Below are 18,749 nucleotides of genomic sequence, written 5' to 3' on the forward strand. Positions count from 1 at the left end.
ACGGCTCCGAGCCCGCGCAGGCGGTACGATTGGCAGCACTGTGGACGATCCCCCGAATAGTTCTTCGCCTCACTCATCCGGCGCTCACTCGGTGAGCTGCACGTCATCCTTGTGCGCGAACGGGGGTGAATCATGAGTCCGATCGACATCGTCATGCTGATCGGCGGCATCCTGCTGACCCTCGGCACGGGTGTCTTCGTCGCGTCCGAGTTCGCGCTGGTGAACCTCGACCGGGCCGACGTCGAAGCACGGCGTGACCGCGGAGAGGCCGGCCTCGCACCGGTCATCGGCGCGCTGAAGGTCACCTCGACCCACCTGTCCAGCGCGCAGCTCGGCATCACGCTGACCACGCTGCTGACCGGCTACCTGCTCGAGCCCTCGATCGCGAAGCTGCTCGAGGCGCCGTTCTTGGCGATGAACCTGCCGGAGGGCATCGTCGAGACCGTCGGCTCGATCGTGGCGCTCGTCATCGCGACCCTGCTGTCGATGATCCTCGGCGAGCTCGTGCCGAAGAACTTCGCGCTGGCGCTGCCGCTGCAGACCGCACGGCTCGTGGTCCCGCTGCAGATCGCGTTCACGACGGTCTTCAAGCCGGCGGTCGCGCTGCTGAACGGCACCGCGAACGCCGTACTGCGCTCGATGGGCATCGAGCCGCAGGAAGAGCTCTCCGGCGCCCGCAGTGCCGAGGAGCTCACCTCGCTGCTGCGCCGGTCGGCGTCCGAGGGCTCGCTCGAGCAGGACACCGCAACGCTCCTCGAGCGCACCATCTCGTTCTCTGAGCTGAGCGCCAGTGACGTGATGACCCCGCGCCCCCGGCTCTCCACGATCCGGGTGTCCGAGTCCGCCGAGGACGTCATCGCCCTCGCCCGCAAGACCGGCTTCAGCCGCTTCCCCGTCATCGAGGAGGACGCGGACGACGTCGTCGGCATCGTGCACGTCAAGCAGGCCGTCGCCGTGCCGCGCGAGAAGCGTCCGGAGGTCCCCGTCGGGGCGCTCATGACCGACGCCGAGCGCGTGCCGGAGACGATGCCGGGCGACACCCTGCTCGCCGAGGTCCGCGGCCGCGGCTACCAGATGGTCATCGTCGTCGACGAGTACGGCGGCACCGCCGGGGTCGTCACGCTGGAGGACCTGATCGAGGAGATCGTCGGCGAGGTCTCCGACGAGCACGACCGCGCACGCATCGACGTGGTCCGCTCCCGAGACTGGCTGACCTTCCCCGGTCTGCTGCGTCCCGACGAGCTCGAGGACCGCGCCGGTGTGAAGGTGCCCGAGGACGGCCCGTACGAGACCGTCGGGGGGTTCGTCATGTCGACGTTGGGCCGTCTGCCCGTCGTCGGCGACGAGGTCCCGCTGGACGGCGGCGTGTTCCGCGTCGAGCGTCTGGACGGCCGCCGGATCGACCGCATCCGCTGGACCCCGACGCGCGAGCCGACCGACACGGCGGCCACCGCGATCATCATCCCGTCCACCAAGAGCACCCCGACCACCACGACGAAGGGCAGCACCCGATGAGCTCCGACTGGTGGGGCATCTTCTGGCTCGTCGTCCTGCTGCTGGGCAACGCGTACTTCGTCGCGGCGGAGTTCGCCGTCATCTCCGCACGCCGCTCGCAGATCGAGCCCCGCGCCGAAGAGGGCTCGAAGGCCGCGCAGATGACGCTGTGGGCGATGGAGCACGCCACCCGCATGCTCGCGACGACGCAGCTCGGCATCACGGTCTGCTCGCTGCTCATCCTGAACGTCTCCGAGCCGGCGATCCACCACCTGCTCGAGGTCCCGCTGCACCTGACCGGCTGGAGCGCCGAGGTGATCGGCACCGTGGCCTTCGTGTTCACGCTGCTGCTCGTGTCGTTCCTGCACGTCGTGTTCGGCGAGATGGTGCCGAAGAACATCTCGTTCTCGATGCCGGACCGCGCCGCGCTGCTGCTCGTGCCGACGCTCTGGTACATCGGCCACGGCCTGCACTGGGTCATCGTCGGCCTGAACGAGGTGGCGAACGCCGTGCTGCGACTGTTCCGCGTCGAGCCGAAGGACGAAGCGGTGAGCGCGTTCACGGTGGAAGAGGTGCAGACCATCGTGGAGCAGTCCCGCCGCGAGGGCACCCTGACCGACGACGGCAAGCTCGCCCTGGCGTTCGAGTTCACCGAGAAGAAGGTCCGTGACGTGGCCGTGCCGATGGCCGAGCTCGTCACACTGCCCGACGACGCCACCCCCGGTGACGTCGAGCACGCCGTGGCACAGCGTGGGTTCTCCCGCTACGTGCTCGTCGGCGAGGACGGCTCCCCCACGGGCTACGTGCACGTGAAGGACGTCATCGACCTGCGACCGGACGAGTTCGACGACCCGGTACCGCCGAAGCGCATCCGCCAGCTCATCTCGCTGTACACCGAGATGGACCTCGAGGACGCGCTCGCGACCATGCGGGCCGCCGGCCGCCACGTGGCGCGCGCGTTCGACGCGGACGGCCGCACGCTCGGCGTGCTGTTCCTCGAGGACATCCTCGAGGAACTCGTCGGCGAGGTCGAGGACGCGACCCGACGCCGGTAGACGCTCCGCCAGGACGGACGGGAGGCGCGGTGCCAGCTGGCACCGCGCCTCCAGTCCGTTCGTGGTCGCGACCAGGGCGACGCGCGACCCGTCCGCGCTACCAGCTGACGGGCAGGGGCTTGCCCTCTTCGTACCCGGCGGCGGACTGGATGCCGACCAGCGCGCGCTCGGAGAACTCGGCGAGCGACGACGCACCCGCGTAGGTCGCGGAGCTGCGGACGCCGGTGGTGATCATGTCGAGCAGGTCCTCGACGCTCGGGCGCTCCGGGTCGAGGTAGATCGTCGACGAGGAGATCCCCTCGGCGAAGAGTTCCTTGCGGGCCCGCTCGTACGGGTCGAGCCGCTCGAAGCGCTCGCGGACGGCCTTGGCCGAGGCCATGCCCCAGCTCTCCTTGTACGCCTTGCCCGCAGTGTCGCGGCGCAGGACACCGGGCGCTTCGAGCGTGCCGGCGAACCACGAGCCGATCATGACCGCGGACGCCCCGGCGGCCAGCGCGAGGGCGACGTCGCGCGGGTAGCGCACCCCGCCGTCGGCCCAGACGTGCGCGCCGAGCGACCGAGCGGCGGCGGCCGTCTCGAGCACGGCGGAGAACTGCGGGCGGCCGACGGCGGTCATCATGCGGGTCGTGCACATGGCGCCCGGCCCGACACCGACCTTGATGATGTCCGCCCCGGCACCGACCAGGTGCGCGACGGCGTCGGCGGTGACGACGTTGCCGGCGACGAGCGGGATGCCGAGCTGCAGGGACGAGACCGTGCGGAGGGCACGGAGCATGCCGTCCTGGTGTCCGTGCGCGGTGTCGAGGACCAGGACGTCCACGCCCGCGGCGGCCAGCGCCTTCGCCTTGGCCGCGACGTCACCGTTGATGCCGAGCGCGGCGGCGACCCGGAGCCGCCCGGAGGCGTCGACGGCGGGCGTGTAGATGTCGGAGCGGATCGCGCTCGTCTGGCTCGTGGTGCCGACGACCCGACCGTGCCGCATCACCGGCGCGAAGTCGACCTCGGCGGCGGAGAGCACCTGGTGGACGTGGCGGGGCGTCCCGGCGTCCTCGGCGTCGATGGCGGTCGAGGCTCCGTGCAGCAGGTCGCCGAGGACGGCGTCGGGGCCGGCGGTGCCGAGGCGGGTGGCGGGCACGCAGCCGAGGTACTCGCCGTCGGCGTCGCGGACGACCACGCCACGGCCGGCGACCGGCAGGAGCTGCTCCAGGGCCTCGGCGACGGTGGTCTGCGCCCCCATGTCGTAGGCGGTGTCGAAGTCGACCGGCTGGTCCTTCACCCAGCGGATCGCGGCGTCGAGGTCCTGCAGGTGCATGTCCTGCGGCAGCACGCCGAGGCCACCGCGCCGGGCGAGGGTGGCGGCGAGCCGGGGGCCCGTGACCGAGTTCATGTTGGCGCTGACGATCGGGATCGTGGCGCCGCTGCCGTCGTTCGCCGCCAGGTCGACGTCGAAGCGGCTCGTCACACCGGAACGGCTCGGGACGAGGAAGACGTCGGAGTAGGTCAGGTCGTGCGTCGGCCGCGTCTCGTAGAACCTCATGCGCTCCACTGTACGGCTCCGGTCACGGCCCCGACCGGGTGCCCACGGGCCACCGACTCGCGCCGCGGCTGACACGGAACGGACATGTCGGAGCGGCTAGGCTTGGCACCTGTGCGGCGCAGGGTTGCTCCGCACGACACACACGAGCATCTATCGACGGAGAGTGGGCGATCGGCTGTGTCGAGCCATCTGACCGGAACGGACGAGACCGCGGGCGAATTCGGGGCGAACGAGTGGCTCGTCGACGAGCTCTACGAGCAGTTCGTCGCGGACAAGGAGTCGGTCGACAAGTCCTGGTGGCCGGTCCTCGAGAGCTACCACCGCACGCAGGTCGGTGGCGCTGCGGCCCCGGCCCAGTCCCCCGCGCAGCCGGCACCGGCCCAGCAGCAGTCGTCGACGCAGCAACCCGCCACCGGTGACGCTCCGGGCGAGGCCAAGTCCGGTCCGATCCAGGCGAAGACCACCTCGCGCCAGCCGGCACCGCAGCCGATCCCGGCCGAGGCGAACGACGCCGCGGACGACCACGAGGAGACCCACGAGGACGTGGCGACCCCGCTCCGGGGCATGGCGAAGACCCTGGCGTCGAACATGGACGCCTCGCTGACGGTCCCGACCGCCACGAGCGTCCGCACCATCCCGGCGAAGCTGATGATCGACAACCGCATCGTCATCAACAACCACCTGCGGCGGGCCCGCGGCGGCAAGATCTCCTTCACGCACCTGATCGGGTGGGCGATGGTGCAGGCGCTCAAGGACTTCCCGAGCCAGAACGTCTTCTACGAAGAGCGCGACGGCAAGCCGTTCGTCGTCGCCCCGGCGCACGTGAACCTCGGCATCGCGATCGACGTCCCGAAGAAGGACGGCACCCGCTCGCTCCTGGTGCCGAGCATCAAGCGGGCCGAGTCCCTGACGTTCGGCCAGTTCCTCTCCGCCTACGAGGACCTCGTCAAGCGCGCCCGTGACAACAAGCTCACCCCGGCGGACTTCCAGGGCACGACGATCTCGCTCACCAACCCGGGCGGCATCGGCACCGTGCACTCGGTCCCCCGTCTGACGAAGGGGCAGGGTTCGATCATCGGCGCCGGTGCCCTGGAGTACCCGGCGCAGTTCCAGGGATCGGCGTCGAAGACCCTGGTCGAGCTCGGCATCGGCAAGACCATCACCCTGACGAGCACCTACGACCACCGTGTCATCCAGGGCGCCGGTTCGGGCGAGTACCTCAAGCACGTGCACGAGCGCCTGATCGGTGAGCACGGCTTCTACGACGGCATCTTCGCCGCGCTCCGGATCCCGTACAAGCCGATCCAGTGGGCGAACGACATCAACGTCGACCTGGCGCACCGGGTGAACAAGACCGCGCGCGTGCAGGAGCTCATCAACAGCTTCCGCGTCCGTGGGCACCTGATGGCCGACATCGACCCGCTCGAGTACCGCCAGCGCACCCACCCCGACCTCGAGATCGAGAGCCACGGGCTCACCTTCTGGGACCTCGACCGCGAGTTCGTCACCGGCGGGCTCGCCGGCACCACCTCGGCACCGCTCCGCGACGTCCTCGGGATCCTGCGCGACGCGTACTGCCGCACGGTCGGCATCGAGTACATGCACATCCAGGACCCGGAACAGCGTCGCTGGGTGCAGGAGCGCATCGAGGTGCCGTACTCGAAGCCGTCGAAGGAAGAGCAGCTCCGCGTCCTCGGCAAGCTCAACGAGGCCGAGGCGTTCGAGACCTTCCTGCAGACCAAGTACGTCGGCCAGAAGCGCTTCTCGCTCGAGGGCGGCGAGTCCACCATCGCCTTCCTCGACACCCTGATCCAGCACGCCGCCGGAGCCGGACTGGCCGAGGTCGCGATCGGCATGGCCCACCGTGGCCGCCTGAACGTGCTGACGAACATCGCCGGCAAGACCTACGGACAGATCTTCCGTGAGTTCGAGGGCTCGTCGCTGCCGGGCACGGTGTCCGGTCAGGGCTCCGGCGACGTGAAGTACCACGTCGGCACCGAGGGCGTGTTCCGCACGTCCGACGGCTCGAGCATCCCGGTGACGATCGCCGCGAACCCGTCCCACCTCGAGGCCGTCGACGGCGTGCTCGAGGGCATCGTCCGCGCCAAGCAGGACCGCGAGGCCCCCGGCAGCTTCGGCGTGCTCCCCGTGCTCGTGCACGGCGACGCGGCGATGGCGGGCCAGGGCGTGGTCGTCGAGACACTGCAGATGTCGCAGCTCCGCGGCTACCGCACCGGTGGCACGGTCCACCTCGTCATCAACAACCAGGTCGGGTTCACCACCCCGCCCGAGTCCGCGCGCAGCTCGGTGTACTCCACCGACGTCGCGAAGACGATCCAGGCGCCGATCTTCCACGTGAACGGTGACGACCCCGAGGCCGTCGCCCGTGTCGCCGAGCTCGCCTTCGCGTACCGCGAGGAGTTCCACCGCGACGTCGTGATCGACCTGATCTGCTACCGCCGTCGCGGCCACAACGAGGGCGACGACCCCTCGATGACACAGCCGCTGATGTACAACCTCATCGAGGCGAAGCGCTCCGTCCGCACGCTGTACACCGAGGCCCTCGTCGGCCGTGGTGACATCACGCAAGAGGAGTACGACGAAGCGCACCGCGACTTCCAGGACCGCCTGGAACGGGCCTTCGCCGAGACGCACGAGGCGCAGACCGGCACCATCCCGGTGATCGAGGTCGACGACGACGGTGCGGTGCAGGGCCTCGAACGCCCGGCAGCGCAGCGCGACGACTCCGAGGTCGAGGTGCACGAGACCGCCGTGTCCGACGAACTCGTCCGGGCGATCGGCGACGCACACAGCAACCCGCCCGCCGGGTTCTCCATCCACCCGAAGCTGCAGCAGCTGCTGACCAAGCGCACCGAGATGACGCGCAACGGCGGCATCGACTGGGCGATGGCCGAGCTCATGGCGATCGGGTCGATCCTGGTCGAGGGCAAGCCGGTCCGCCTCGCCGGACAGGACGCCCGCCGTGGCACCTTCGTCCAGCGCCAGTCGGTCTTCCACGACCGGGTGAACGGCCAGGAGTGGCTGCCGCTGTCGAACCTCACCGAGGACCAGGCCCGGTTCTACGTGTACGACTCGCTGCTGAGCGAGTACGCGGCGATGGCCTTCGAGTACGGCTACTCGGTGGAACGCCCCGAGTCCCTCGTGCTCTGGGAAGCGCAGTTCGGTGACTTCGCGAACGGCGCCCAGATCGTCATCGACGAGTTCATCTCGTCCGCCGAGCAGAAGTGGGGACAGCGCTCCGGCCTCGTCCTGCTGCTGCCGCACGGGTACGAGGGCCAGGGGCCGGACCACTCGTCTGCGCGCATCGAGCGGTACCTGCAGCTGTGCGCCGAGGACAACATGATCGTCGCACGACCGTCGACCCCGGCGTCGTACTTCCACCTGCTCCGCCGACAGGCCTGGGCCCGTCCGCAGAAGCCGCTCATCGTGTTCTCGCCGAAGGCGATGCTCCGGCTCCGTCAGGCGACGAGCGCGGTCGAGGACTTCACGACGGGCACGTTCGAGCCCGTGCTGGACGACCACCGGATCACCGACAAGGGTGCCGTCCGCCGGGTCGTGCTGCACTCCGGCAAGGTGCACCACGACCTGCGCGCCGAGGTCGACAAGCGCGGGATCACCGACGTCGCGCTCGTCCGCCTCGAGCAGCTCGCGCCGCTCCCCCTCGACCGCATCCTCGAGGTGCTGGCCGGCTACCCGGACGCCGACGTCGTGTGGGCACAGGAGGAGCCGGAGAACCAGGGCGCCTGGCCGTTCGTCTGCATGAACCTGTCGCCGCACCTGGGCGGCCGACCGTTGTCCGTCGCGGCCCGCTCGGCGAGTGCAGCACCGGCCACCGGGTCGTCGAAGCGCTCCGCACAAGAGGCCGCGGACGTCATCGACACGGCACTGAGCACGTCGGCGTAACCACGAGGAAGCGCCCCGTGTGGGAGCCCGATGGACTCCCGCACGGGGCGCTTCGCTGTTCCCGAGGAGTGCGACGCCCCTAGGCGAACTTGGTGTACCGGACTCCGGCGTCGTGGTACCCGCGCTTCTGGTAGAACCGGTGCGCGTTGTCCGTCGCTGCCGCACTGACCGCGCTGAGGCGACGCGCGCCCTGCTCGACGGCCCACGCTTCGAACGTGTCGATGAGTGCGGAACCGGTGCCGAGCCTCCGGGCCGTGTCGTCGACGACCAGCAGCAGCAGCTGCGCCGTCGGTTCGTCGCTGGCGTACGCCCACGTGACCTGGGCCCCGGCCACGGCGGCCACACGGCCGTCGTCCCCCCGGACGACCCAGGTGCGGTGCCCGGCCTCGGGCGTGAGCCGTTCGAGGCGGGCGCGCATCGACGCGTCGTCGACGTCGTGACCGAGCAGGCGGACGAGGGCGGCGACGTCGGCGACGTCCGTGTCAGACCAGGCGGTGGTCGACTCGACGGTGAGGGTCATGTCGGCCAACCTACCCGGGCCGCCGGTCGTGTTGCGACGGGCTTCCATAACAACTGATATTCATATACTCTGCTGTCATATCACCCGCCGGGTGATCCCGACCGACAGGACAGCCATGCACATCACCTCCCGCCACGGCCGCACCGCAGCCTGGATCGCGTTCCCGCTCGCCGTCGTCGCCAGCGGTGCCCTCATCGCCACGGCCTCGTACGCCGCCTTCTCGAGCAGCACCGACAACGCCGCGAACAGCTGGCGCACCGGCGCCGTCTCGCTCACCGACGACGACCAGGGCGTCGCGATGTTCGACGCCGACGATCTGGTGCCCGGGTCCAGCGGCTCGAACTGCATCACCGTCACGGCGAACACCACCAACGCCTCGACCGTGAAGCTCTTCACCACCGACCAGGCCGACGACGACGCACTCGCCGAGCACGTGGGACTGACCGTCGAGCGCGGCAGCCTCGGCACCCCCGGAGACTGCAGCACCTTCACCACGGCGACGACCGTGCACGACGGGACGCTCGCCGGCCTGATGGAGTCCGAGTCCTTCGGCACCGGCGTCGACGCGTGGAAGCCGGCGACGGGTACGGCGAGCACGACCTATCGCATCAGCTACGACCTGAGCGCGGGCGCCCCGAACACCGTGCAGTCGTCCGAGGCGGGCACCACGTTCGTGTGGGAAGCGCAGACCGACTGACCCCGTCCCGAACCCGACCCGCCCGACCCGCCCGACCCGAGGAGCAGCCGATGCCGAACGCCACCACCCGCCGTCACGTCCGCTGCGCCGGCGACGTGCCCCGGCTGCTCCTCGCGGTCACGGCACGCACGGTCCTCTGGTCGGCCCTGCTGCTCTCGCTGTGGGCGTCGCTCCCCGCGGCCCTCGGGTGGCACGTGACGACCGTCGTCTCCGACTCGATGGCGCCCGGCATCCGGACCGGGGACGTCGTCGCCGCGATGCCCGTCGACCCGGACGACCTCGAGGCCGGACGGGTGCTGCTCGTCGAGGACCCGGACCACCGGGACCGACTCCGGCTGCACCGGCTCGAGCGCGTCGAACAGGACGGGGCCCTGCGCCTGCGAGGGGACGCCAACCCGACGGCCGACCGGACTGCCGTCGCCCCGGACGCCGTCCTCGGTGTCGGCGTCCTGCGCTTCCCGTGGGTCGGGCTGCCCGGTGTCTGGATCCGCGGGGGCGACTGGACCTCCCTGTTGCTGACCGGTGTCGTCGCCGCCGTGCTCGTCGTCGCCGGGCGGGCCGACCGGGACATCACCGCCGGTCGCCCCTGCCGGACCTGCGGCGCGCCGCGCCGGGACCTCCACTCGCCCGTCGTCGCGGAGCCCGGCACCGTCACCGTCACCGCCGTGTCGTCGTCCACCGTGCCGGTCGCGGCGTTCACGGCGGCTGCCATCGTCCTCACCCTGCTCGCCGCAGCAGGAGCGGGAACCGGGTTCGGGGCCGGAGCCGGGTTCAGCGGTTCGACCGGCACCGCCTCGGCACTCGGCACCGGCGGGTTCGGGTGCTTCCACCAGCCCGCACCCGGCGCGGCACTCGCGTGGGACTTCGCCGAGAAGAGCGGCCCCCGGGTCGTGGACTCGAGCGGGTCCGGGGGCGACGGCACCTTCACGCCCGCCGCTGCCCGGGTCGACGCCGACTGCGCCACGAACCCGTACGCGACGTTCTGGACCGAGGACGGGGCCGACGGGTGGGCGGTCACCGACACCGCGGTCGACGCTCCGAACGCCTTCACGATCGAGGTCTGGTTCCGCACCCAGGACACCGACGGCGGGCGCGTGTTCGGGTTCGGCTCGGACCGCTCTGCCGCGTCCCAGTACCGCGACCGGCACCTGTACATCGGTGCCGACGGAGTCCTGCGGTTCGGCGTCGAGGGATCAGGGTCGCAGTTCAAGTTCACGCTGGGATCGACGGCGACGGTCACCGACGGCGAATGGCACCACGCGGTCGCGACGTTCCAGTCGCGATCGATGGCGCTCTGGGTCGACGGCCAGCTGCAGGGCAGTCGTTCCGATGCCGTCACCCTGCGGCAGTACGCCGGACACTGGCGCGCCGGACGCCAGACGCTGGCCGGTTGGCCGAACGCCGGCGACTACGTCTACACCGGCGACGTGGACACGGTCCGGGTGCACGAGCGCGTCCTCGACGCAGCGGCGATCACCCGTGCGTTCCAGGCCGGCCGCTGACGCCGGACCGGGCCGAGGCGAACGCCGATGCCTGACCAGTCCGGGCGCCACCCGAGCCGGGCGTGCGACCGGCCTGTGACGTCAGTGCGTCGACTGTTCCTGCCGGATGCGCTCGAGGATCTCGCTGCGCAGCTGGTCCGGAGCGGTCTCCTTGCACGCACGGCGGACGGTCTCCATGAGCACGACGCCGACGCGGTGCTCGGTCTGGCAGTCCTCGCACCCGTCCATGTGCTCGCGGATGTCCGCAGCGTCCTCGTGGCGGAGCTCGTCGTGCAGGAACTCCTCGAGTTCGGCCTTCGCCTTCGAGCAGTCGCAGCCGCTCATCGTGCGTCCTTCCGTCCGGTGCGACCCGTGGCCGCGGTTGCCTTCGTCGTCGACGCCGCGCCCCGGCCTCGTCCGCGCATCGTCGCCGTCGACGCTGCGTCCGGGACGATGCCGGTCTCGCGGGCGTGGTCCGCCAGGAGCCCACGGAGGAGCCGGCGGCCACGGTGGAGGCGGCTCATGACCGTCCCCACGGGGGTCTTCATGATGTCGGCGATCTCCTGGTACGAGAAGCCTTCGACATCGGCGAAGTAGACGGCCATCCGGAAGTCCTCGGGGATCGCTTGCAGGGCGTCCTTCACGGCGGAGGAAGGCAGGTGGTCGATCGCGTCGGCCTCGGCGGACCGGGCGGAGATCGACTGGGTGACGCTCTCGGCGCCGCCGAGCTGCCAGTCCTCGAGCTCGTCGATGGTGCCCTGGTACGGGTTCCGCTGGTTCTTGCGGTACGTGTTGATGAACGTGTTCGTGAGGATCCGGTACAACCAGGCCTTCAGGTTCGTGCCCTGCTTGAACTGGCGGAACGCGGCGAACGCCTTGACGAAGGTCTCCTGCACCAGGTCCGACGCGTCGGCCGGGTTGCGGGTCATCCGCATGGCCGCGCCGTAGAGCTGGTCCATGAAGGGCAGGGCCTGGTCCTCGAACAGGGACCGCAGCTCCGCCTCGGAGACGGTCTTCGCGTCCACGGGCTCGTCGGCTGCGTCGTCGAGGGCGGTCTGCTCGTCTTCGACGGCGTCGAGCTGCACCTCGGTCTCGTCGACCAGGTGGTGCGGAGCTGCCTGCGGTTCGTCGGTCGTCATCGCGGCCAAGTCTAGGCCGAGCGTGCCGAGCGTCGTCGGCACCGCGGTCAGCACGGTCGCCGTGCTGGTCCGCTCTCGAGCGAGTGTTGCTGTCGCCACTGATCCTCCCGGTGCGTTCAGTACCCTGGTGAACCGATGGCAGACACGACGCATTCCCAGAGCGGGACCCAGCCCGCCGCACCCTGGATCGCCCCGGTCGCAGGGGGGCCGCTGCGCGGTGACGTCGCGCTGCCCGGGTCGAAGTCGCTGACGAACCGGGAGCTCGTGCTCGCGGCCCTCGCCGACGGCCCCTCGACGATCCGGCTGCCGCTGCACTCGCGCGACTCCGCACTGATGATCGCCGGCCTCCGGGCGCTGGGCGTCGGCATCGAGGAACTCGAGCCCGCAGCCGGCACCGCCCCGAACCCCTACGGCCCGGACCTCCGGATCACGCCCGCCCCGATGCACGGCGACGTCCGCCTGGACTGCGGGCTGGCCGGCACCGTGATGCGCTTCCTGCCGCCGCTCGCCGCCCTGGCCGTCGGGCCCGTCACGGTCGACGGCGACCCCTACGCCCGCAAGCGGCCGATGCACGCCATCGTGCAGGGCCTCGTGGACCTCGGTGTCGACGTCACGGACGACGGCGGGGGCTCGATGCCGTTCTCGTTCACCGGCACCGGCTCGGTCCGCGGGGGCGCCCTGACTATCGACGCGTCGGCGTCCTCGCAGTTCGTCTCCGGGCTGCTGCTGTCGGCGCCCCGCTTCGACGAGGGACTGCACCTGACCCACGTCGGCGAGCGTCTGCCGAGCATGCCGCACATCGAGATGACCGTCGCGGCGCTCCGTGCCCGCGGCGTCCGGGTCGACGAACCGTCGGTCGGCGAGTGGGTCGTGCACCCCGGTCCGATCGGCGCGCGCGACGTCACGATCGAGCCCGACCTGTCGAACGCCGCTCCGTTCGCGGTGGCCGCGCTCGTCGCGGGCGGTACGGTCCGCATCCGCACCTGGCCCACCGAGACGACGCAGGTCGGCGCCGACCTCGAGACGCTCCTGCCCCTGTGGGGGGCGACCGTGGCCCGTGACGGTGACGACCTGCTCGTCGACGGCGGCGTCGGGATCCGCGGCGGGGCCTCCTTGCCGGGTCTCGAACTCGACCTGAGCCGCGGCGGCGAACTCGCACCGGCGCTCGTCGCGCTGGCCGCGCTGGCCGGCGGGCCGAGCGAGATCACCGGCATCGGGCACCTGCGGGGCCACGAGACGGACCGCCTGGCCGCGCTGGCGGCGGACCTCAACCGGTCTGGAGGCGCGGTGCACGAACTCGACGACGGCCTGCGGATCGAGCCGGCGCCGCTCCACGGCAGCGCCTGGGGCGCGTACGACGACCACCGGATGGCGACCGCTGGGGCGATCGTGGGCCTCGTCGTCGACGGCGTCGCCGTCGACGACATCGGGTCGACGGCGAAGACGCTGCCGCAGTTCCCGGAGCTGTGGGCGGCACTCGTGGCGTCCTCGGTGGCCGCTGCACCGGTGAGTGGGGACTGACGCATGAGCTGGTGGGACGACGCCGACGGTGACGACACCGACGCGGACGAGCCGTACGGGCAGTACGACGAGTCGAGCGTGCGGGTGCGTCCGAACCCGAAGGGCAACCGGCCACGCACGAAGACCCGGCCGACCTACGACGACGCCCCCGTCGGGTGGGTGACGAACGTCGACCGCGGGCGGTTCGGGGTGCTGATCGACGACCACGTCATCACGGCCACGAAGGCCCGCGAGCTCGGCAAGAAGTCCGTGGTCACGGGCGACCACGTGTCACTCGTCGGGGACGTCTCCGGGGACCCCGGGTCGCTCGCGCGCATCGTGAAGGTCGCCGAACGCACCACCCTGCTGCGCCGGAGTGCCGACGACTCCGACGAGGTCGAGCGCGTCATCGTGGCGAACGCCGACCAGATGCTCATCGTGGTGGCCGCGGCCGACCCCGAGCCGCGCACCCGCCTGATCGACCGGTACCTGGTGGCGGCGTTCGACGCGGGGCTCGACCCGATCCTCTGCATCACGAAGACCGACCTCGCCGACCCGGCTGCGTTCCTGGCGCACTTCGCCTGCCTGGACCTGCGGATCGTGACGAGCCGTTCGGACGACGTCCCGCTCGAGGCGCTGCACGAGCTGCTCGACGACAAGGTGACCGTGACCGTCGGGCACTCCGGCGTCGGCAAGTCGACCCTGGTGAACGCGTTGACCGGGTCCACGCGGGCGATCGGCGTCGTGAACTCCGTGACCGGCCGGGGGCGGCACACGTCCTCGTCGTCGATCGCGCTGCGGGTCCGTGACGGTGGCTGGATCATCGACACCCCGGGCGTGCGGTCGTTCGGCCTGGGGCACGTCGACCCCGCGAACGTGTTCCGGGCGTTCGCCTCGCACGCGATCCCGGTGCTGCCCGCGCGGGACGGCATCCCGTTGGCGCAGGCGCACGACTGGGAGATCGTCGACCGGGTGCAGGACGGGGAGCTCGGGCCGACCGGTGTCGAGCGGCTCGACTCGTTCCGGGCGCTGCTGACCGGGATGGGCGCGTCGGACCCCGGTTCGGAGTAGCGCGAGGGGCGGTGGCTGGTCGGCGCTCGGCGGCGACCGGTCGGCGCTCGGCGGTTGGTCGGCGCTCGGCGGCTGGTCGGCGGCTGGTCGGCGCTCGGCGGCTGGTCGGCGGCTGGTCGGCGGTCGGCGCTGGTCGGCGGCTGGTCGGCGGTCGGCGCTGGGCGGCGGCTGGTCGGCGGTCGGCGCTGGGCGGCGGCTGGTCGGCGGCTGGTCACGACACCCCGCGGAGTGTACTTCGAGCGGTCACGAACTGTCGGCTGGTGGCGCGGCATCCGACAGTTCGTGACCGCCCGAGCGACGGCGCGCGGTGAGTCGTGACCACTCCCCCCACGCCCGCCCCGTCGCACCGTGCGGACCTCGCACCGTGCGAGGGGCTCTGAACGGTGCAAGGTCGTGCGCTCCGTGCGGGCTCGCGGCCTCGCACGGAGCGGGCAACCTCGCACCGGACGACGACTCGACTCCGGGCCTGCGTCGACAAGCACGCACCGGCGTTGTACAGTTGGCGATCGTGTCCGAAGTTGCAAAGTACAACTTTGCGCCGACCCCCGCTGTCGACGCCCCGTCCCCGAGCACGACGACGACGTCGCACGCGCACCACTCCCCCACGCACAAGTCCTCGCGAGCCCCGAAGCCGCAGGGCTCCGACAGCGTCCTGCGCCCGGCCGGCCTCGGTCGCGTGCTGCTGACGTTCGCCTCGCACATCCTCGTGCCGCTGTTCCTGGCCGCGGGCATGGGCCTGGCGTACCTCGGCGCCTTCCACGCCCCGGCGCCGCACGAACTCCCCGTCGGCATCGTCGGCCAGGGCGCCGCCACCCAGGTGTTCGCCCAGACCGTGACCGACCAGTCCGACGGCGCCCTCGTGGCCCACGTCGTCGCCTCGACGAAGGCCGCCGAGCAGCAGGTGCGCGACCGCGACCTCGCGGCGGTCTACGCACCCACCGCGACCGGTGCCACGCTCTTCGTCTCGACCGCCGCGTCGGAGACGACCGCGAGCGCCGCACAGAAGGTGTTCCTGCCGATCGCCTACGACCAGCACATGCCGTTCCGGGTCGTCGACGTCGTGCCCACGGGCGACCAGGACACCACCGGCCAGGGACTGTTCTTCCTGCTCGTGGCCCTGAGCGTCGGCGGGTACGCGTCCGCGATCGCCGTGGCCTCGGTCGCGACGAAGCTCCGCGGCGTGTGGACCGCGGTCATCGGGCTCGCCACCGCGGGGGTCGTCGCCGGCATCGGCGTGATCGTCGCCGGACCGATCTACGGCGTCATCACCACGCACCAGTGGCAGGTGTTCCTGTTCGCCTGGCTCTACGACGCGATCATCGTCGCGCTCGGCGTCGGGCTGCATCCCGTGCTCGGACGGTGGACCACCCCGATCCTCACGATGCTCTTCGTGATGCTGAACTTCACGTCCTCCGGCGGGATCTTCCAGCCGGCCTTCCAGCCCGGGTTCTTCGCCGCCCTGCACACCTTCTGGAGCGGTGCCGCGTGGCTGCAGGCCGCACAGGACCTGCAGTACTTCCCGGACGCCTCGCTCGGCCGGTCATCGCTCGTGCTCGCCCTCTGGCTGGCCGCCGCGCTCCTGCTCTGCGTCGTGGTGCACGGGCTCGTCGCCCGCCGGACCCGCATCGCACGCGAGCGCGAGGTCACCCGGCTCGAGGAAGAAGAGGTCGTCGCCGCGTAGCGACGGTAGGTTGGGCGACGTGGACCTCAGCGCCGACCTGGACTTCGCCCGCTCCCTCGCCGACACCGCCGACACGATCAGCCTCGAGCGCTTCCGTGCCGCCGACCTGCACGTGACGAAGAAGGCCGACAGCACGCACGTCACCGACGCCGACCAGGCGGTCGAACGGGCCCTGCGCGAGCGGCTCGCCGCCGAGCGACCGGACGACGCGTTCCTCGGTGAGGAGACCACGGCGGACACCGGAGCCGAGGCCGTCAGCGAAGGGCACCGGCAGTGGGTGGTCGACCCGATCGACGGCACCGCCAACTACCTGCGTGGCGTGCCGGTGTGGGCGACCCTGATCGCGCTCGCGGTCGACGGTCGCCCGGTGCTCGGCGTCGTCAGCGCTCCGGCCCTCGGCAAGCGCTGGTGGGCGGCCGAGGGTTCCGGTGCGTTCTCGTTGGACGGACCGCTCCGGGTGTCCGGGGTCGCCGACCTGGCCGACGCCAGCCTGAGCTACAACAGCATCCAGCAGTGGGACGACGACGACCGCCTCGAGCCGCTCGTCGACCTGTCCCGCCGGGTCTGGCGCACCCGGGCCTACGGCGACATGTGGTCATACATGATGGTGGCCGAGGGCGTCCTCGACGTCGCCGGCGAACCCGACCTGAAGCCGTGGGACATCGCCGCCCTCGTCCCCATCGTCGAAGAGGCCGGCGGTCGCTTCACCTCGCTCGACGGCGATCCCGGGCCCTGGCACGGCAGCGCCCTCGCCACGAACGGCCTGGTGCACGACGCCGTCGTCGAGGTCATCCGCCGCGAGTCCTAGGACGGCGGCCGAGCGGATCAGCCGCCGTCGAGCGGATCAGCCGCCCTCGAGCGGATCAGCCGCCCTCGAGCGGATCAGCCGCCGTCGAGCGGATCAGCCGCGGTCGGCGGGCTCCGCAGCCGCGTCGGAGCGCTCGGACTCCCCCTCGGACCGCCGCGCCGCCCGGCGACGCGCCACCAGGTCCGCACCCGCCAGCACCAACGCCAGCGCCATCAGCGACACCGTGAACGTCGTGCCGCTGCGGAACGCGTCGTGGTACGCGTCGAGCCGGCTGCCCGGACCGGACCCGCCGGACCCCGACCCCGCCGTCTGGCTCCGGACGATGCCGTAGAAGATGCTCGTCGCGACCGCGGTACCGATCGCCGTCCCGACCCGCTGCCCGAGCTGCTGCATCGAGCCCGCGACACCGGACTGCTCGACGGGGATCTCGGCCAGGGTCAGCGTCTGGTTCGGTGACACCACGAACCCACCACCGAGACCACCCACCAGGAACGCTCCGGCCATCGCCCACGGGGTCACCTCCGGCGGAGTGGCGACCGCGGCGAGCATGAGCAGCAGGAAGCCGACGACGACCATCCCGAGCCCGGCGACGACCAGCGCCCGCCCGACCCGGTCGACGATCCGTCCGCCGATGTACGAGCCCACGGCACTCGTCGCCGCGAAGGGGATGCTCACCATGCCGGCGAACAGCGGCGAGAGGCCGAGGCCCTCCTGCAGGTAGAGCGTCACCATGAGGAAGGACGCCGGCAGCGCCGCGAAGTAGACGGCGACGATCGACAGTCCGTTGCGGTACGACGACAGTCGGAAGAGCTCGAAGTGCACCACGGGCGACTTGCCCTGCCGCTTGAACCGCTGTTCCCAGAGCACGAACAGCACGAGGAACACCGCGAAGCCGACCAGCCAGAACCAGCGCGTCGCGGAACCACCACCGCCGCTGGTCAGCACGAAGGGCAGCATCAGGGTGACGATGGCCGCACCGAGCAGCAGGATGCCGACGACGTCCAGTTCGCGGTCCTGCGCCGTCCCCTGAGCCCCCTTCGGCAGCAGGCGGATGGCGAAGACGAGCGCGGCGATGCCGAGGGGCACGTTCATCCAGAACAGCAGCCGCCAGCCGGACTCCTCGCCGCCGATCGCGATGAGGCCACCACCGATGGTCGGGCCGAGTGCGGTGGAGATGCCGATCATCGCGCCGAACAGCCCGAACGCACGGCCCCGCTCCGGCCCCCGGAACAGCTGCTGCACGAGTCCGATGACCTGGGGCATCTGGATGCCGGCGGCGAAGCCCTGCAGGATCCGGGTGACGATCAGGACCTCGATGTTCGGCGCCACGGCGCACAGCAGACTCGATCCGGTGAACGCGCTGAGCCCCACGATGAACATGACCCGTCGGCTCTTCAGGTCGCCGAGCCGGCCGGCGGGCACGAGGGCGAGACCGAAGGCCAGCGCGTACCCCGCCACGATGAGCTGGAGCGACGAACTGGTTGCCCCGAGGGACTGCTCGATCGAGGGCAGCCCGACGTTCACCTTCGACAGGTCGAGGATCGTCAGGGCCGCGACCGCCACGCAGACGGCGAAGGCGCGCCACCGGGTGCGGTCGTCGAGGCGGGCGTCGGTCGGTTCGGCGTTGGACATCCCGTCCGTGGTACACCTGCGGCGACGAACACGGTCCGGACAGCCCTGTACCCCGGTTGGCTCCGACGGCCCCGATCGGCCCGATCGGACACCCCGCAGCGAGCGGACGAGGGGCCCCATCGTGGCCCCCCGTACTGGGGGCACGGATGTGGACATCCGTCCGCGCGAGTCCGCTCAGCGGGACGAGACCTGAGTTATCGTGCTCCAGAC

General features: G+C 71.2%; 14 protein-coding genes. 9 read left to right on the forward strand and 5 right to left on the reverse strand.

All coding sequences use genetic code 11. The features are described from left to right. The first annotated feature begins 132 nt into the window (after nucleotides 1–132). Both ACL00U_RS10190 and ACL00U_RS10195 read left to right on the forward strand, forming a co-directional pair. Entirely contained in the window at nucleotides 133–1,515 is a 1,383-nt protein-coding gene (locus ACL00U_RS10190) for a hemolysin family protein (protein ID WP_412873359.1), read from the forward strand. Then, the gene (locus ACL00U_RS10195) at nucleotides 1,512–2,549 is read left to right on the forward strand and encodes a hemolysin family protein (protein WP_017888193.1); all 1,038 of its coding nucleotides are present in this window, start codon (nucleotides 1,512–1,514) and stop codon (nucleotides 2,547–2,549) included. The genes ACL00U_RS10190 and ACL00U_RS10195 overlap by 4 nt, the downstream gene beginning before the upstream one ends. 97 nt (nucleotides 2,550–2,646) lie before the next feature. Here the strand turns inward: ACL00U_RS10195 and ACL00U_RS10200 are convergent, their stop codons facing one another. After that, the gene (locus ACL00U_RS10200; protein ID WP_042539619.1) at nucleotides 2,647–4,086 is read right to left on the reverse strand and encodes a GuaB1 family IMP dehydrogenase-related protein; all 1,440 of its coding nucleotides are present in this window, start codon (nucleotides 4,084–4,086) and stop codon (nucleotides 2,647–2,649) included. Nucleotides 4,087–4,263: 177 nt separating this feature from the next. Here ACL00U_RS10200 and ACL00U_RS10205 point away from each other — a divergent pair, with 177 nt between their 5' ends. Then, nucleotides 4,264–8,010: a multifunctional oxoglutarate decarboxylase/oxoglutarate dehydrogenase thiamine pyrophosphate-binding subunit/dihydrolipoyllysine-residue succinyltransferase subunit gene (locus tag ACL00U_RS10205; protein WP_175470728.1), complete on the forward strand. Its 3,747-nt coding sequence runs from the start codon at nucleotides 4,264–4,266 to the stop codon at nucleotides 8,008–8,010. A gap of 79 nt (nucleotides 8,011–8,089) precedes the next feature. On the opposite strand, the gene ACL00U_RS10210 is transcribed toward ACL00U_RS10205, so the two are convergent. Then, complete coding sequence (locus tag ACL00U_RS10210; protein WP_042539621.1) at nucleotides 8,090–8,530, reverse strand: GNAT family N-acetyltransferase; 441 nt, start codon at nucleotides 8,528–8,530, stop codon at nucleotides 8,090–8,092. Between the two features lie 115 nt (nucleotides 8,531–8,645). On the opposite strand from ACL00U_RS10210, the gene ACL00U_RS10215 reads away from it, so the two are divergent. Continuing rightward, nucleotides 8,646–9,227 carry a hypothetical protein gene (locus tag ACL00U_RS10215; protein WP_042539623.1) on the forward strand — a complete coding sequence of 194 codons (582 nt, stop codon included), beginning with the start codon at nucleotides 8,646–8,648 and terminating at the stop codon, nucleotides 9,225–9,227. A gap of 50 nt (nucleotides 9,228–9,277) precedes the next feature. Then, nucleotides 9,278–10,729: a LamG-like jellyroll fold domain-containing protein gene (locus ACL00U_RS10220; RefSeq protein ID WP_412873360.1), complete on the forward strand. Its 1,452-nt coding sequence runs from the start codon at nucleotides 9,278–9,280 to the stop codon at nucleotides 10,727–10,729. Nucleotides 10,730–10,810: 81 nt separating this feature from the next. On the opposite strand, the gene ACL00U_RS10225 is transcribed toward ACL00U_RS10220, so the two are convergent. Further along, entirely contained in the window at nucleotides 10,811–11,053 is a 243-nt protein-coding gene (locus tag ACL00U_RS10225) for a zf-HC2 domain-containing protein (RefSeq protein WP_017888199.1), read from the reverse strand. Then, nucleotides 11,050–11,847 carry a sigma-70 family RNA polymerase sigma factor gene (locus tag ACL00U_RS10230; RefSeq protein ID WP_052481848.1) on the reverse strand — a complete coding sequence of 266 codons (798 nt, stop codon included), beginning with the start codon at nucleotides 11,845–11,847 and terminating at the stop codon, nucleotides 11,050–11,052. The genes ACL00U_RS10225 and ACL00U_RS10230 overlap by 4 nt, the downstream gene beginning before the upstream one ends. Before the next feature lie 135 nt (nucleotides 11,848–11,982). Between ACL00U_RS10230 and aroA the strand changes: the two genes are divergently transcribed. From aroA to hisN, 4 genes are all read left to right on the forward strand, one after another. Then, nucleotides 11,983–13,368, forward strand: coding sequence for a 3-phosphoshikimate 1-carboxyvinyltransferase (aroA, locus tag ACL00U_RS10235; protein ID WP_259575207.1), 1,386 nt, complete (start codon nucleotides 11,983–11,985; stop codon nucleotides 13,366–13,368). Between the two features lie 3 nt (nucleotides 13,369–13,371). After that, nucleotides 13,372–14,418 carry a ribosome small subunit-dependent GTPase A gene (rsgA, locus tag ACL00U_RS10240; protein ID WP_194590482.1) on the forward strand — a complete coding sequence of 349 codons (1,047 nt, stop codon included), beginning with the start codon at nucleotides 13,372–13,374 and terminating at the stop codon, nucleotides 14,416–14,418. A 508-nt stretch (nucleotides 14,419–14,926) separates the two neighbouring features. Next, nucleotides 14,927–16,099, forward strand: a complete 1,173-nt coding sequence (locus ACL00U_RS10245) for a hypothetical protein (protein WP_412873361.1) — start codon at nucleotides 14,927–14,929, stop codon at nucleotides 16,097–16,099. A 19-nt stretch (nucleotides 16,100–16,118) separates the two neighbouring features. Beyond that, nucleotides 16,119–16,907: a histidinol-phosphatase gene (gene hisN, locus ACL00U_RS10250; RefSeq protein ID WP_082046957.1), complete on the forward strand. Its 789-nt coding sequence runs from the start codon at nucleotides 16,119–16,121 to the stop codon at nucleotides 16,905–16,907. Between the two features lie 93 nt (nucleotides 16,908–17,000). Here the strand turns inward: hisN and ACL00U_RS10255 are convergent, their stop codons facing one another. After that, nucleotides 17,001–18,539, reverse strand: a complete 1,539-nt coding sequence (locus tag ACL00U_RS10255; RefSeq protein ID WP_042539629.1) for an MFS transporter — start codon at nucleotides 18,537–18,539, stop codon at nucleotides 17,001–17,003. Nucleotides 18,540–18,749: the final 210 nt, after the last annotated feature.

This window comes from Curtobacterium poinsettiae, assembly GCF_047226435.1.
Lineage (GTDB): Bacteria > Actinomycetota > Actinomycetes > Actinomycetales > Microbacteriaceae > Curtobacterium > Curtobacterium poinsettiae.

Excerpts from the sequence above, each read along its gene's own strand:
- aroA (WP_259575207.1), top strand. The coding sequence starts at position 11,983 with ATGGCAGACACGACGCATTCCCAGAGCGGGACCCAGCCCGCCGCACCC.
- ACL00U_RS10190 (WP_412873359.1), top strand. The coding sequence starts at position 133 with ATGAGTCCGATCGACATCGTCATGCTGATCGGCGGCATCCTGCTGACC.
- rsgA (WP_194590482.1), top strand. The coding sequence starts at position 13,372 with ATGAGCTGGTGGGACGACGCCGACGGTGACGACACCGACGCGGACGAG.
- ACL00U_RS10230 (WP_052481848.1), bottom strand. The coding sequence starts at position 11,847 with ATGACGACCGACGAACCGCAGGCAGCTCCGCACCACCTGGTCGACGAG.
- ACL00U_RS10225 (WP_017888199.1), bottom strand. The coding sequence starts at position 11,053 with ATGAGCGGCTGCGACTGCTCGAAGGCGAAGGCCGAACTCGAGGAGTTC.
- ACL00U_RS10200 (WP_042539619.1), bottom strand. The coding sequence starts at position 4,086 with ATGAGGTTCTACGAGACGCGGCCGACGCACGACCTGACCTACTCCGAC.
- ACL00U_RS10255 (WP_042539629.1), bottom strand. The coding sequence starts at position 18,539 with ATGTCCAACGCCGAACCGACCGACGCCCGCCTCGACGACCGCACCCGG.
- ACL00U_RS10210 (WP_042539621.1), bottom strand. The coding sequence starts at position 8,530 with ATGACCCTCACCGTCGAGTCGACCACCGCCTGGTCTGACACGGACGTC.
- ACL00U_RS10220 (WP_412873360.1), top strand. The coding sequence starts at position 9,278 with ATGCCGAACGCCACCACCCGCCGTCACGTCCGCTGCGCCGGCGACGTG.
- ACL00U_RS10195 (WP_017888193.1), top strand. The coding sequence starts at position 1,512 with ATGAGCTCCGACTGGTGGGGCATCTTCTGGCTCGTCGTCCTGCTGCTG.
- ACL00U_RS10215 (WP_042539623.1), top strand. The coding sequence starts at position 8,646 with ATGCACATCACCTCCCGCCACGGCCGCACCGCAGCCTGGATCGCGTTC.